The organism is Pseudomonas sp. P9_35 (assembly GCF_034008205.1).
In the GTDB taxonomy this organism is placed as follows: domain Bacteria; phylum Pseudomonadota; class Gammaproteobacteria; order Pseudomonadales; family Pseudomonadaceae; genus Aquipseudomonas; species Aquipseudomonas kilonensis.
The window spans coordinates 4,851,042-4,864,198 of record NZ_CP125373.1; the positions used below are offsets into that span (position 1 = coordinate 4,851,042).

The 13,157-nt window shown below is 60.5% G+C and carries 15 protein-coding genes; 13 read left to right on the forward strand and 2 right to left on the reverse strand.

The features are described 5' to 3' along the window. Positions 1 to 85 precede the first annotated feature (85 nt). From QMK47_RS21385 to QMK47_RS21400, 4 genes are all read left to right on the forward strand, one after another. Positions 86 to 406 (forward strand): hypothetical protein, encoded by a 321-nt coding sequence (locus QMK47_RS21385; RefSeq protein WP_258689085.1) that lies wholly within the window; start codon positions 86 to 88, stop codon positions 404 to 406. Between the two features lie 73 nt (positions 407 to 479). Next, a complete protein-coding gene (locus QMK47_RS21390; RefSeq protein ID WP_003204497.1) occupies positions 480 to 1,037 on the forward strand; it encodes a Smr/MutS family protein in 558 nt (185 codons plus the stop codon). A gap of 77 nt (positions 1,038 to 1,114) precedes the next feature. Further along, the gene (gene folE, locus QMK47_RS21395; RefSeq protein WP_003204506.1) at positions 1,115 to 1,660 is read left to right on the forward strand and encodes a GTP cyclohydrolase I FolE; all 546 of its coding nucleotides are present in this window, start codon (positions 1,115 to 1,117) and stop codon (positions 1,658 to 1,660) included. Positions 1,661 to 1,764: 104 nt separating this feature from the next. Beyond that, the gene (locus tag QMK47_RS21400; protein ID WP_253478629.1) at positions 1,765 to 2,136 is read left to right on the forward strand and encodes a glutathione S-transferase N-terminal domain-containing protein; all 372 of its coding nucleotides are present in this window, start codon (positions 1,765 to 1,767) and stop codon (positions 2,134 to 2,136) included. A gap of 134 nt (positions 2,137 to 2,270) precedes the next feature. Here the strand turns inward: QMK47_RS21400 and QMK47_RS21405 are convergent, their stop codons facing one another. Next, positions 2,271 to 3,437 carry a PLP-dependent aminotransferase family protein gene (locus tag QMK47_RS21405; protein ID WP_320389297.1) on the reverse strand — a complete coding sequence of 389 codons (1,167 nt, stop codon included), beginning with the start codon at positions 3,435 to 3,437 and terminating at the stop codon, positions 2,271 to 2,273. A gap of 82 nt (positions 3,438 to 3,519) precedes the next feature. On the opposite strand from QMK47_RS21405, the gene QMK47_RS21410 reads away from it, so the two are divergent. From QMK47_RS21410 to QMK47_RS21420, 3 genes are all read left to right on the forward strand, one after another. Further along, on the forward strand, positions 3,520 to 3,957 hold the full coding sequence (locus tag QMK47_RS21410) for a MarR family winged helix-turn-helix transcriptional regulator (protein WP_053186408.1): 438 nt from the start codon (positions 3,520 to 3,522) through the stop codon (positions 3,955 to 3,957). A 320-nt stretch (positions 3,958 to 4,277) separates the two neighbouring features. Further along, positions 4,278 to 5,627, forward strand: coding sequence for an NCS2 family permease (locus QMK47_RS21415; RefSeq protein ID WP_003204513.1), 1,350 nt, complete (start codon positions 4,278 to 4,280; stop codon positions 5,625 to 5,627). Positions 5,628 to 5,689: 62 nt separating this feature from the next. Next, entirely contained in the window at positions 5,690 to 6,316 is a 627-nt protein-coding gene (locus tag QMK47_RS21420; RefSeq protein WP_214509626.1) for a LysE family translocator, read from the forward strand. A gap of 208 nt (positions 6,317 to 6,524) precedes the next feature. Here QMK47_RS21420 and uraH read toward each other — a convergent pair whose 3' ends face one another. Further along, positions 6,525 to 6,878 carry a hydroxyisourate hydrolase gene (uraH, locus tag QMK47_RS21425; protein WP_014339674.1) on the reverse strand — a complete coding sequence of 118 codons (354 nt, stop codon included), beginning with the start codon at positions 6,876 to 6,878 and terminating at the stop codon, positions 6,525 to 6,527. Positions 6,879 to 7,291: 413 nt separating this feature from the next. Here uraH and puuE point away from each other — a divergent pair, with 413 nt between their 5' ends. From puuE to QMK47_RS21455, 6 genes are all read left to right on the forward strand, one after another. Continuing rightward, a complete protein-coding gene (gene puuE / locus QMK47_RS21430; protein WP_214509625.1) occupies positions 7,292 to 8,233 on the forward strand; it encodes an allantoinase PuuE in 942 nt (313 codons plus the stop codon). After that, positions 8,230 to 8,745 carry a 2-oxo-4-hydroxy-4-carboxy-5-ureidoimidazoline decarboxylase gene (gene uraD / locus QMK47_RS21435; protein WP_320389298.1) on the forward strand — a complete coding sequence of 172 codons (516 nt, stop codon included), beginning with the start codon at positions 8,230 to 8,232 and terminating at the stop codon, positions 8,743 to 8,745. The genes puuE and uraD overlap by 4 nt, the downstream gene beginning before the upstream one ends. Positions 8,746 to 8,813: 68 nt before the next feature. Next, complete coding sequence (gene alc / locus QMK47_RS21440; protein ID WP_253477086.1) at positions 8,814 to 9,809, forward strand: allantoicase; 996 nt, start codon at positions 8,814 to 8,816, stop codon at positions 9,807 to 9,809. A 153-nt stretch (positions 9,810 to 9,962) separates the two neighbouring features. Continuing rightward, on the forward strand, positions 9,963 to 10,466 hold the full coding sequence (locus tag QMK47_RS21445) for an ureidoglycolate lyase (RefSeq protein ID WP_320389299.1): 504 nt from the start codon (positions 9,963 to 9,965) through the stop codon (positions 10,464 to 10,466). A 51-nt stretch (positions 10,467 to 10,517) separates the two neighbouring features. After that, positions 10,518 to 11,819, forward strand: coding sequence for a urate hydroxylase PuuD (locus QMK47_RS21450; RefSeq protein WP_253477092.1), 1,302 nt, complete (start codon positions 10,518 to 10,520; stop codon positions 11,817 to 11,819). Between the two features lie 503 nt (positions 11,820 to 12,322). Continuing rightward, positions 12,323 to 13,108 (forward strand): outer membrane protein OmpK, encoded by a 786-nt coding sequence (locus QMK47_RS21455; protein ID WP_214509621.1) that lies wholly within the window; start codon positions 12,323 to 12,325, stop codon positions 13,106 to 13,108. Positions 13,109 to 13,157: the final 49 nt, after the last annotated feature.

The following is a 13,157-nucleotide window of genomic DNA, read 5'->3' on the forward strand; positions in this document are numbered from 1 at the left end:
TCTCATTTGCCGCAATTACCGGAGTATCAGGAACAACCCGAACATCTTCCGGTCGAAGGGCCGATACCCATTGAGGAAGGTCGGAATGAAGTTATCCGATGGTTTTGACGCACGTCGCTTGCGGCCCAAGGGCCCGAGCAACTGGCGGTTTCGTTTTGGCGCGGCGATCGCCGCGCTATTGGCAACACTCGGGGTACTGCTGGCCATGGCCGGTGCCGCCAGCCTGCTGGGCCGCCCGCCCGCACTGGGCGAGTTGAATGCCACCCCAATGGGTTCGGCGATCATCCTGGCAGTCGGTCTTTTCGTGTTGTTGCTGGGCGTCTGGCTCTGGCGCCGCTGCCGCCGTCGCGCCCGCCAATCCCTGGAGCTGGCCATGGCTCCGCACCTGATGAGAAAGCACGACTGACCCGCCATCCGACGTTTTGTCGCGCCTGATCCCGCCAGAGTTGGGTAAACTGGCCGGCTTCGCGGAGGCTGACATGCAAGACGATGACTTTTCCCTGTTCAAAAGTGCGATTCAGGGCGTAAAACCGATCAAGCACGACCGTGCCGAGACCGGCAAGCCCAAGGCCGATCGCGCGCAAATCGCCAAGCTGCGCCAGGCCGCCACCGTGCGTACCGACGCCACGACCGTGGATGGCTTGTCCGATCAGTTCGTGATCGACGTCGGGCCGGAAGACGAGTTGATGTGGGCACGCGACGGTGTCCAGGAAAGCCAGATGCGCAAGCTGAAGGTCGGCCAGATCCCCTTCGAGGGCAGCCTCGACCTGCACGGCATGAGCGTTGAAAAAGCCCGGGAAACCCTTTGGGCATTCCTGGCCGAAGCCACCAAGTTCGAAATCCGCTGCGTGCGCGTCACCCATGGCAAAGCCGTGCGCCTGGACGGCAAGCGGCCGATGATCAAGAGCCACGTCAACACCTGGCTGCGCCAGCACCCGCAAGTGCTGGGCTTCACCTCCTGCCAGGCAAAACACGGCGGCGCCGGGGCGGTCTACGTGATGCTCAAGCGCACCATGATGGAAGGTCGCGACGAATAGCCCTCGATTGCCGAGCTTGCAGCGCCGTGTCCGCCACCGTACCCTTGCCCTTTGCGTAAAATCCCACAGGTAGTTTCATGTCTCTGGAACAGAATTACACCGCGATTCTCGGCCAACTGGGCGAGGACGTTTCCCGCGAGGGCCTGCTCGACACGCCCAAGCGTGCTGCCAAGGCCATGCAGTACCTCTGCCGCGGTTATGAACAGACCCTGGAAGAAGTCACCAACGGTGCCTTGTTCAGCTCCGACAACAGCGAGATGGTGCTGGTCAAGGACATCGAGTTGTACTCGTTGTGCGAACATCACCTGCTGCCTTTCATCGGCAAGGCTCACGTGGCCTACATCCCGAGCGGCAAGGTGCTGGGGCTGTCGAAAGTCGCGCGCATCGTCGACATGTACGCGCGTCGCCTGCAGATCCAGGAAAACCTCAGCCGCCAGATCGCCGATGCGGTCCAGCAAGTGACTGGCGCCCTGGGCGTGGCGGTGGTGATCGAGGCCAAGCACATGTGCATGATGATGCGTGGCGTGGAAAAGCAGAATTCCTCGATGATCACCTCGGTGATGCTCGGTGAGTTCCGGGAAAACGCCGCCACTCGCAGCGAATTCCTCAGCCTCATCAAGTAATCCGCCGCATGAAGAAAACCGGCATTGATCGCCGGTTTTTTTTCGCCTGTGAAAAATCAGGTAAGCTGCGCGCCCTCTTCTTCCCTGCCGCGAGGCTTAATACCGTGATCGTCAAAGCGCTTCGGGTTGGCTTGGGCCAGCTCATCATCTTCATCGACTTCATCACCCGCCCGGGCAAGCAAAAGCGCCCGGCCGAGGCCCAGGCGCAGGTCGAGCAGGCCGCTCGCAGCCTGACGCTGTATCAGTTCCACGCCTGCCCGTTCTGCGTGAAGACCCGCCGCACCCTGCGCCGCCTCAATGTGCCGGTGGCCCTGCGCGATGCGAAAAACAACGAACAGGATCGCCAGGCACTGTTGGAGCAAGGTGGCCGGATCAAAGTGCCGTGCCTGCGGATTGAAGAAAATGGCGAGACCACCTGGATGTATGAGTCCAAGGTAATCATTGATTATCTGGATAAGCGGTTCTCTGCAGCCTGATAGTTTTCTGGTGTGGCGACTGGCCTCATCGCGAGCAAGCTCGGCTCCCACAGGGGACAGTGGTGGATGGCCCACTGTGGGAGCGAGCTTGCTCGCGATGGGGCCCGGACAGCCACCGGCAAAGCCCCCTGATATCAGGCTGCTTTTGCAGCCAACGCCTCCCGCACCACCCCCGCCAACCGCTTGAGCCCTTCATCCAACCGCGCCGGATCGATGTGGCTGAAGTTCAAGCGCAAGTGCCCCGGGTGCTGGTCCGGTTCAGGAAAGAACGGCTCCCCTGGCATGAACGCAACGTCGGCCGCCAGCGCAGCGGGGAGCAAGGTGCGGGTGTCCAGCGGCTGCCTGAGGGTCAGCCAGAAAAACAACCCGCCCTGGGGCACATTCCAGTCCGCGATATCAGAGAAATGCTTTTGCAATGCCGCCTGGAACCGATCGCGACGGTCCCGATAGAAATCCCTCAACTCACTCAAATGGCTGCGGTACTGCTCGGTGCCGATCCATTGCAGCGCCTGCCACTGACCGATGCGATTGGTGTGCAGGTCCGCCGACTGCTTGAGTCGCAGCAGATGCGGGAACAGATCCGGGCTGGCGATCAGGTAGCCCACCCGTAGCCCCGGCAACAGGGTTTTCGACACGGTGCCGGTGTAGATCCAGCTGGCCTTCTTCAAGCGACTGACAATCGGCGTGGCACTGCCGCCATCGAACGTCAGCTCGCGGTAGGGTTCGTCCTCGATCAGAGTCACGCCAAACTCGTCCAACAGCGCCGCCACCGCATTGCGCTTGGCCTCGCTGTAGCGCACCGCCGAGGGGTTCTGAAACGTCGGGATCAGGTAGATGAACGCTGGCCGATGCTGCTCCAGCCGGGCCCGCAACTGTTTCAGGTCCGGGCCGTCGGCCTCCAGGGGCACGGTGATGCAGTCGGCGCCGAACAGCTGGAAAATCTGCAACGCCGCCAGATACGTCGGCGCTTCGAGCATCACTGGCGTGCCGACGTCGATGTGCAGCTTGGCCGCCAGGTCAAGGGTTTGCTGCGAGCCGCTGACCACCAGCACCTGACTCGCCTCACAGGCCACACCCAGCGCCCGCGCCTGGGCCGCCAGGGCTTCGCGCAGGGCGGGTTCGCCTTCGCTCATGCCGTACTGGCCCATGGACAACGGCATAGCCGCCCATTCCACTTTCGGCAGCATGGCTTCGGCCGGCAGGCCGCCGGCGAACGACATCACTTCAGGGCGCTGCGCCGCCGCGAGGATTTCTCGAATCAAAGAACTTTTGAGGCGCGAGACACGTTCGGAAAAAGCCATGGAGGTCACCTGTAGCGGGGCACGGGAGGAATGAGTCAAACTGGTTGACCGAAATTACGCCGACCTCCGTGGATACGTCAATATGCTTGACCTTAAAAATCCGACTTCCCAACAAATGGCCATGGAAGCGTTCTTCTTCGGTTACCAGGCGTTCACCGCCAAGGCCGATGAAATGCTCGAGCGCCGCGGGTTGAGCCGGGTGCACCAGCGCATCGTTTTCTTCATCGCCCGCTACCCATCATTGAGCGTGAAGGAGCTTCTGGCATTGCTCGGGGTAAGCAAGCAGGCGCTGAACATGCCGTTGCGGCAGCTGATGGAAATGCACCTGGTGAACAGCGTCGCGTCCGAGACCGACAAGCGCAAGCGACTACTGGAACTGACGGCCGAGGGCGAACGCTTCGAGCAGGCGTTGCGGCGTGAGCAGGTGAAATTGCTGGAGCGGGTGTTTGCCGAGGCCGGGGAAGCGGCGGTGGATGGGTGGCTGGCGGTGAACCTGGCACTGGGGAAATCCAGTGATTGAAGGCGCCTGATCCGACGTCATCGCGAGCAAGCTCGCTCCCACAGGGTTCATTCCTGCATTTCACCACAGTCCACTGTGGGAGCGAGCTTGCTCGCGATAGCGCCCTCAAGGGCGATATACCCCTATCGCCCGACATTTCGTCGACAACATAGAAAACATTATTTGCTTTATTTGTATACAAAAGCATAATTCGCTTCGTGCGAGTTCCTGACCATCAGGTCAACATACTTCGCCAGCCTTACCTGCCTCAGCGCATCGCAGCCACCCCAGGGCGTATGCGGTGCTGGAAATAACAATAAGACTCTTGAGGAGTACTCGCTGTGGAAAGCCGCAAACCCGAAGCCCGGACGCTGGACCTCTCGCCGCCACTACGCAGTGGCTGGCTGGAGCGCATCTTCAAACTCAGCTTGCATGGCACCACGGTGAAGACCGAGCTGATTGCCGGCCTGACGACCTTCATCACCATGGCCTACATCATCTTCGTCAACCCCAACATCATGGCCGACGCCGGCATCGATCACGGCGCCGCATTCGTCGCCACCTGCATCGCCGCGGCCCTGGGTTGCCTGCTGATGGGCCTGTACGCCAACTGGCCGGTGGGCCTGGCGCCAGGCATGGGCCTGAACGCCTTCTTCACCTACACCGTGGTCGGCACCATGGGCTACAACTGGGAGACTGCGTTGGGCGCGGTATTCGTCTCCGGTGTGTTGTTCATGGTCCTGACCCTGTCACGGGTACGGGAGTGGCTGCTCAACAGCATTCCGGTAAGCCTGCGGTTCGCCATGGGCGCGGGGGTCGGGTTGTTCCTCGGGCTGATCGGCCTGAAAACCGCCGGGATCATTGTCGACAGCCCCGCCACCCTGATCAAGCTCGGCTCGTTGCGGGAGCCCGGCCCATTGTTGGCCGCGGTGTGCTTCCTGATGATCGCCGTGCTCAGTTATCACCGCGTGTTCGGCGCGATCCTGATCAGCATCATCGCCGTGACCCTGGCCGGTTGGGGCCTGGGATTGGTGCAGTACAACGGCGTCATGTCGACACCGCCGAGCCTGGCCCCCACCTGGATGGCGATGGACGTGGCCGGTGTGTTCAACGTCAGCATGATCAGCGTGGTGCTGGCCTTCCTGTTCGTGCACATGTTCGACACCGCCGGCACCCTGATGGGCGTTGCCCAGCGCGCCGGCCTGGTGAAAGCCGATGGCAAGATCGAGAACCTGTCCCGCGCCCTGAAAGCCGACAGCGCCTCCAGCGTATTTGGCGCCATGGTCGGCGTGCCGCCGGTGACCAGCTACGTGGAAAGCGCCGCCGGCGTGGCGGCAGGTGGCCGCACGGGGCTTACCGCCGTGACCGTCGGTGTGCTATTTATTGCCGCCATGTTCTTCGCACCGCTGGCCGGGATGATCCCGGCCTACGCCACGGCCGGGGCCTTGATCTACGTTGCCATGCTGATGATGGGCGGCATGGCCCACATCGAATGGGACGAGGCGACTGACAGCATCCCGGCCATTGTCACGGCCATCATGATGCCCCTGACGTTCTCGGTCGCCGACGGTATCGCCCTGGGTTTCATCACCTATGTGGTGCTCAAGGCCGGCACCGGTAAACACAAGGAAATCTCCGTCAGCCTGTGGGTGCTCTGCGCGATCTTCATCGCCAAGTTCATCTTCTTGTAAGCGACAACATATCCACCCGCCTCACCCAATGGGTGAGGCTTTTGTACATCAGGAGCAAAGCAATGAATCTGGAAACCTGGCTGTTGTTCAGCGGTGCCGCCTTGGTGGTGATCCTCATCCCCGGCCCGTTGTCGCTGTTGATGATCGGCAATAGCCTGAACTACGGCCTGCGCCGCTCGTATCCGGCATTCCTGGGTGGCGTGATCGCTTCGATCTGCTTGCTGAGCGCCTCGGCGCTGGGGCTCGGTGCGTTGTTGATGGCCTCGGAGCAGCTGTTCAGTGCCCTGAAGATTGTCGGGGCCCTGTACCTGTTTTACCTGGCCTGGCAGAGCTGGCAGCAATCACGCCAACCGTCCCAAGGCGCCGACGTGCCCCAGGCCGCCGCCGTCCCGCGCTTTCGCGCCCTCTTCGGCCGGGCGTTCGTATTGGGCGCCAGCAACCCGAAGGACATCCTGTTCTTCGCCGCGTTCCTGCCGCAATTCTTGAGCGCCGAACAAGCGTTCCTGCCACAACTGCTGATCATGATCGCCACCTGGACCGTACTCGACCTGCTGTGCAAATTGGCCTACGGCCTTGGTGCCCATGGCGCCGCGCGGTATCTGCGTACGGGTAAGGGCCAGGGCTGGTTCAACCGGGTCAGTGCCGGGTTGTTTGGCGGTGCGGGGGCGGCGTCGTTGTTGAGCCGCTAAAAAAGCAAAAGCAAAAGCATCGCGAGCAAGCTCGCTCCCACAGTTTTTTTGTGAGCGGCAAAATCCAGTGTGGGAGCGAGCCTGCTCGCGATGAGGCTCTCCAAGACGCCACATATCCACGGACGAAAAAAAGCCCGCAGTGTGAGCGGGCGAAAAACCAAAGAAGCGCCATGCGCAGTCGCTTCCAGGACAAGGCAGCCGCTTGGGGTCAGCTGCCTCGATAGGTGGAATAGGCGTAAGGCGAAATCAGCAGGGGCACGTGGTAATGATCCTGCTCGGCCGAAATGCCGAAGCGCAGCACCACCACATCCAGGAACGCCGGCTCGGACAACTGGACACCACGGGCGCGGTAGTAATCGCCGGCATGGAATTGAATCTGATAGACGCCCGAACGGTAGTCATCCCCTTGCAGCAGCGGCGCGTCGCAGCGACCGTCGCTGTTGGTCAGCGCACTGGCGACCAGCTGCAGTTGCGAACCTTCCACGCGGTACAACTCGACCTTGATTGAGCTGCCCGGGCAGCCGTGTGCAGCATCCAAAACGTGAGTAGTCAAACGTCCCATTGATTGTGCGCGCCTCGCTGCTATGCAGTCCGGCCCGACGCCTCCTGAATCAGTTGAAAGACAGGCCGCACCGTTTCGGAGCACGAAACGCCACGGCGATGAGAGAATTAAGACACTTTAAAAGAAAATTGTACACAATAAAAAACAGATATTTAGTCCACGCGCGTTCCGACAAAGGTTCCTGCCCAATCTTAAGCCAAACCAACGGATACGCCATTCTTGAAGCCATTAATTGACCAGGTGGGCAGGTTTCTTGCAGTGTAGACAAACCAGGGACAGCGGTGAAAAATGCAAAAAATCAGGCTTACAAATCGCACATAAAGTTGTATACAATCACTCCATCGTCGTGACGCCAGCCTATGATCCATCGCCAGGGCGCCACCCACATGGTTCGAACAAGAAGGAAAACTGCAGTGAGCGCTGACTACCCACGCGACCTGATCGGTTACGGCAGTAACCCTCCCCATCCCCAGTGGCCGGGCAATGCCCGCATCGCCCTGTCCTTCGTGCTCAATTACGAAGAAGGCGGCGAGCGCAACATCCTGCATGGCGACAAGGAATCCGAGGCGTTCCTCTCGGAGATGGTCGCGGCGCAACCGCTGCAGGGCGAGCGCAACATGAGCATGGAATCGCTGTACGAGTATGGCAGCCGCGCCGGGGTCTGGCGGGTCCTCAAGCTGTTCAAGGAATTCGATATCCCGCTGACCATTTTCGCCGTGGCCATGGCCGCCCAGCGCCATCCGGACGTGATCCGCGCCATGGTGGCCGCCGGTCACGAAATCTGCAGCCACGGCTATCGCTGGATCGACTACCAATACATGGATGAGGCCCAGGAGCGCGAGCACATGCTCGAAGCGATCCGCATCCTCACCGAAATCACTGGCGAGCGTCCGTTGGGTTGGTACACCGGTCGCACCGGCCCCAATACCCGCCGGCTGGTCATGGAGGAAGGCGGTTTTCTCTATGACAGCGACACCTACGACGACGACCTGCCCTACTGGGAACCGAACACACCCAACGGCAAGCCGCACCTGGTGATCCCCTACACCCTCGATACCAACGACATGCGCTTCACCCAGGTGCAGGGTTTCAACAAGGGCGACGATTTCTTCCAATACCTCAAGGACGCCTTCGACGTGCTGTATGCCGAAGGCGCCGAAGCCCCCAAGATGCTCTCCATCGGCCTACATTGCCGGCTGATCGGCCGCCCTGCCCGCCTCGCGTCCCTCAAGCGCTTCCTTGAATATGCCAAGGGTCATGAACAGGTCTGGTTCAGCCGCCGCGTCGACATCGCCCGCCACTGGCAACAGACTCACCCGTGCCCGCAAGCTTCGAAACCAGGAGCTTCGAAATGACGGCCTTCCAGACTCTCAAGCCTTCCACCTTGAACCGCGAAGCGTTCGTTAAAGCCTTCGCTGATATCTACGAACATTCGCCATGGGTCGCCGAAAAGGCTTTCGACCTGGGCCAGGCCCCGTCGATCGACCAGATCGAAACCCTGCACCAGCGCATGAGCGACATCCTGCTCAGTGCCGATCACGCCAGCCAACTGGCGCTGATCAACGCTCACCCGGACCTGGCAGGCAAAGCCGCCGTCCAGGGCCAACTGACCGAAGCCAGCACGAACGAACAGGCCGGCGCCGGTATTCACCAATGCTCGAGCGATGAGTTTCAGCGCTTCACCGAGCTGAACGACGCCTACAAGGCCAAGTTCAAGTTTCCCTTCATCATGGCGGTAAAAGGCAGCAACCGGCATCAGATCCTCGCGGCGTTCGAAACGCGCATCCATCACTCGGTAGACACCGAATTCAAATGCGCGCTGGCAGAGATCAACAAGATCGCGTTGTTCCGATTACTGACCCTTTAGCGAGCAGCCCTGCTACCCCAGGTCCTGCAAGCATCCCCAGCCAACTTATTTAAAGGCAGACAAGAAGAATGAAAGCTTACGCCGTACCTTTCGAGAAGTTCGTCAACCTGGCCGACGCCCGCCTCGGCACCAAGATCATTTCGGTCACCGATGACTGGTTCGCCGACGCCAACCGTTTGTTCCAACCGACCCCAGCCGTATGGAAGGAGGGCGTGTTCGATGACAACGGCAAGTGGATGGACGGCTGGGAATCGCGGCGCAAGCGCTTCGAAGGCTACGACAGCGCGGTGATCCGCCTGGGTGTGGCCGGCTCGATCAAAGGCGTGGACATCGACACCTCATTCTTCACCGGTAACTACCCACCGTCGGCCTCCCTGGAAGCCTGCTTCCTGACCGAAGGCGAACCAGACGAAAACACCCAATGGACTGAAGTGCTGTCGGCCGTCGAGTTGCAAGGCAACAGCCACCACTATCACGAAATCAACAACGACCAGGCCTTCAGCCATCTGCGTTTCAACATCTACCCCGATGGCGGCGTGGCCCGGTTGCGGGTCTACGGCATTCCGTACCGCGACTGGTCAGCCGTGGGTGACAACGAACAGATCGATCTGGCCGCAGCCCTCAATGGTGGCCGTGCCCTGGCCTGTTCCGACGAACACTTCGGCCGCATGAGCAACATTCTCAACCCGGGTCGTGGCGTCAACATGGGTGATGGCTGGGAAACCGCCCGTCGTCGTACCCCGGGCAATGACTGGGTCATCGTCGCCCTGGGCCATGCCGGCGAAGTCGAGAAAGTCATCGTCGACACCCTGCACTTCAAGGGCAACTACCCCGACAGCTGCTCGATCCAGGGCGCGTTCGTCAAGGGCGGCACCGACAGCCAGATCGAAACCCAATCGCTGTTCTGGCGTGAGCTGTTGCCCAGCCAGAAACTGGAAATGCACGCCGAACACACCTTCGCCGAGCAGATCAAGGCCCTGGGGCCGATTACTCACATTCGCCTGAACGTGTTCCCGGATGGTGGTGTGAGTCGCCTGCGGGTGCTTGGCAAGGTATCGAAGTAAACGACGCACCTGTGGCGAGGGAGCTTGCTCCCGCTGGACTGTGCAGCAGTCCCATTTTTTGAAAAGCGGGGTCGCTTCGCAACCCAGCGGGAGCAAGCTCCCTCGCCACAAAAGCTGAACCACAACACAGAATTTTTGGATAAGAAGACCAGCATGCGCACACTCAAGATCGAACCGTTGACCAAAGAAGCCTTCGCCCCATTCGGTGACGTGATCGAAACCGATGGCAGCGATCACTTCATGATCAACAACGGTTCGACCATGCGCTTCCATCGCCTGACGACGGTGGAAACCGCCACGCCAGACGACAAGGCGATCATCAGCATTTTCCGCGCCGACGCGCTGGACATGCCGCTGACCGTACGCATGCTGGAGCGCCATCCGCTGGGCAGCCAGGCGTTCATTCCGCTGCTCGGCAACCCCTTTCTGATCGTGGTCGCGCCACTTGGCGATGCACCTGTATCAGGTTTGGTCCGCGCCTTCGTCACCAACGGCAGGCAGGGCATTAATTACCATCGCGGCGTCTGGCACCACCCGGTGCTGACGATCGAAAAGCGGGATGACTTCCTGGTGGTTGATCGCAGTGGCACAGGCAATAACTGCGATGAGCATTTTTTCAAAGAGGATGAGTTATTGATCCTCGCCCCCCACCAATAAGAGAAGGTCCGATCACGCAAAAACAAGCGTGACGGGCGAGAGGTAAAGACTGTGGAAGCACATATGCTGGAATGGCTGAACCTGAGCGTACGCTGGGTTCACATGATCACTGGCGTGGCCTGGATCGGCGCGTCGTTCTACTTCGTCTGGCTGGAAAACAACCTCAATCGCGTCAACCCCAGGAGCGGTCTGGCCGGTGACCTGTGGGCCATCCACGGTGGCGGTATCTACCACCTGGAAAAATACAAACTCGCGCCACCGTCCATGCCGGACAACCTGCACTGGTTCAAGTGGGAAGCCTACTTCACCTGGATGTCGGGCATCGCGCTGTTGTGCGTGGTGTTCTATTGGAACCCGACTGTCTACTTGCTGGCTCCCGGCAGCAGCCTGAGCGGCCCCGAAGGCGTCGCCCTGGGCCTCGGTTCGTTGCTCGTCGGCTGGTTCGTCTATTCCTTCCTCTGCGACTCGGCCCTGGGCAAGCGCCCTGCCCTGCTCGGCGTGATCCTGTTCGTGCTGTTGATCGCCGCGGCCTACGGGTTCAGCAAGGTGTTCAGCGGTCGCGGTGCCTACCTGCACGTCGGGGCGGTCATCGGGACGATCATGGTCGGCAACGTGTTCCGCATCATCATGCCGGCCCAGCGTGCGCTGGTGGCGGCCATCGCCGAGAACCGCACGCCCGATCCTGCACTGCCGGCCAAGGGTTTGTTGCGTTCGCGCCACAACAACTACTTCACCCTGCCAGTGCTGTTCATCATGATCAGCAACCATTTCCCGAGCACCTACGGCAGCCAGTACAACTGGCTGATCCTGGCCGGGATCGCCGTGGCGGCGGTGTTGGTGCGCCATTACTTCAACACCCGCCATGACAGCAACCGGTTTGCCTGGACGCTGCCAGTCGGTGCCCTGGCGATGATCTGCCTGGCTTACGTTACCGGTCCCAAGCCCATCTCCAGCGCACCCGACGTGGCCAAGGCACCCGCCGCCATCGAGTACCAACCGCTACCGGAAACGGCGGTGGGTGGTGGCGCGAAACCGGCGACAGCCCCCGCCGCACCGACAGCGGCGCCCACCCAGGCCGCCAACGCCCAGGGCCCGTCGTTCGAAAAGGTCCATAGCGTGATCCAGGAACGCTGCTCGGTCTGCCATTCGGCCAAGCCCACCAGCCCGCTGTTCAGCGCCGCGCCGGGTGGAGTGATGTTCGATACGCCAGAGCAGATCCAGCAACAGGCCGCGCGCATCCAGGCCCAGGCCGTGACCAACCAGATCATGCCCTTGGGCAACATCACCCAGATGACCCAGCAGGAACGCGATCTGATCGGCGCGTGGATCAACCAGGGCGCGCGGACCAACTGAACCTCGCGCGCCAATAACGTCACACGTCATACCGCTGACAGGCCGGCCGGCACACCACCGGTCGCCCGTCAGCGACTGCCTGCGCCTCAACAATAAAAACAAGAGGAAAGCACCTGATGATCCAGTCCCGCCAGTACGCCCCAAATTCGCCACGGATGCGCCGTTGCAGGGCACTTGAGCCCCTTAAGGCAAGCCCGTATCCTGCGCGGCCGTTCGAAACCGGCCGACACAAAAACCCCCTCCGATCCTGACCGGCCCGCCAACTTATCCAGGCGCCGGCGGATAGAATAAGCGCCCTTCTGAACACACCTTTTTCGACTGTTCCAAACAGCTGGATGAGTCTTTTCCGGGTTTGCCCCGGCCTTGGCTCAGCTCTTGCTATCAGCATTTGCCACGCGCAAAAAGCTGACCGAACGGATGTTTTTTATCCGAGGAAAAAGGCGCCACACCAGAGCGCTGACCTGAAAAAAAAGCGGTACCACTTACCTTTGGGAGCAAACCGAATGAAACGTACGTGCACCAGCCTGATACTCGCAGGAGCCTTGTTGGCCGGGGGCCAAGCGATGGCCGACGACCTGTTCCAGTGGCAGAACAACAGCCTGACCTACCTGTATGGCAAGGATTTCCAGGTCAACCCGCGCATCCAGCAGACCGTGACCTTCGAACACGCCGACGCCTGGAAATACGGGGACAACTTCTTCTTCCTCGATCGGATCTTCTACAACGGCCAGGACGACAGCCAGTCCGGCCCGAACACCTACTACGGCGAGTTCAGCCCACGCCTGTCGTTCGGCAAGATCTTCGACCAGAAGCTGGAACTGGGCCCGATCAAGGACGTGCTGCTGGCCATGACGTATGAATTCGGCGAAGGCGACAACGAGTCCTACCTGATCGGCCCGGGGTTCGACCTGGCGATTCCCGGCTTCGACTACTTCCAGCTGAACTTCTACAACCGCCAGACCGAAGGTCCACGCGCCGGCGACAACGTCTGGCAGATCACCCCGACCTGGGCCTACACCATCCCCATGGGCTCATCCGACCTCCTGATCGACGGTTTCATCGACTGGGTGGTGGACAACGACACCAATTCCAAGGGCACCTACCACGCCAACCTGCACATCAACCCGCAGATCAAATATGACCTGGGCAAGGCGTTGAAGCTCGGTGCCAAGCAGTTGTATGTGGGCGTGGAGTATGACTACTGGAAGAACAAGTACGGGATCGAAGACAGCGACGGGTTCAAGACCAACCAGAGCAATACCAGCTTCTTGCTGAAGTACCATTTCTGATCCTGGGATCTACATCCGCAGCAATACCCTGTGGGAGCGAGCTTGCTCG

Excerpts from the sequence above, each read along its gene's own strand:
- QMK47_RS21445 (WP_320389299.1), top strand. The coding sequence starts at position 9,963 with ATGCGCACACTCAAGATCGAACCGTTGACCAAAGAAGCCTTCGCCCCA.
- alc (WP_253477086.1), top strand. The coding sequence starts at position 8,814 with ATGAAAGCTTACGCCGTACCTTTCGAGAAGTTCGTCAACCTGGCCGAC.
- QMK47_RS21405 (WP_320389297.1), bottom strand. The coding sequence starts at position 3,437 with ATGGCTTTTTCCGAACGTGTCTCGCGCCTCAAAAGTTCTTTGATTCGA.
- QMK47_RS21410 (WP_053186408.1), top strand. The coding sequence starts at position 3,520 with ATGCTTGACCTTAAAAATCCGACTTCCCAACAAATGGCCATGGAAGCG.
- QMK47_RS21390 (WP_003204497.1), top strand. The coding sequence starts at position 480 with ATGCAAGACGATGACTTTTCCCTGTTCAAAAGTGCGATTCAGGGCGTA.
- uraD (WP_320389298.1), top strand. The coding sequence starts at position 8,230 with ATGACGGCCTTCCAGACTCTCAAGCCTTCCACCTTGAACCGCGAAGCG.
- folE (WP_003204506.1), top strand. The coding sequence starts at position 1,115 with ATGTCTCTGGAACAGAATTACACCGCGATTCTCGGCCAACTGGGCGAG.
- uraH (WP_014339674.1), bottom strand. The coding sequence starts at position 6,878 with ATGGGACGTTTGACTACTCACGTTTTGGATGCTGCACACGGCTGCCCG.
- QMK47_RS21420 (WP_214509626.1), top strand. The coding sequence starts at position 5,690 with ATGAATCTGGAAACCTGGCTGTTGTTCAGCGGTGCCGCCTTGGTGGTG.
- QMK47_RS21385 (WP_258689085.1), top strand. The coding sequence starts at position 86 with ATGAAGTTATCCGATGGTTTTGACGCACGTCGCTTGCGGCCCAAGGGC.
- QMK47_RS21455 (WP_214509621.1), top strand. The coding sequence starts at position 12,323 with ATGAAACGTACGTGCACCAGCCTGATACTCGCAGGAGCCTTGTTGGCC.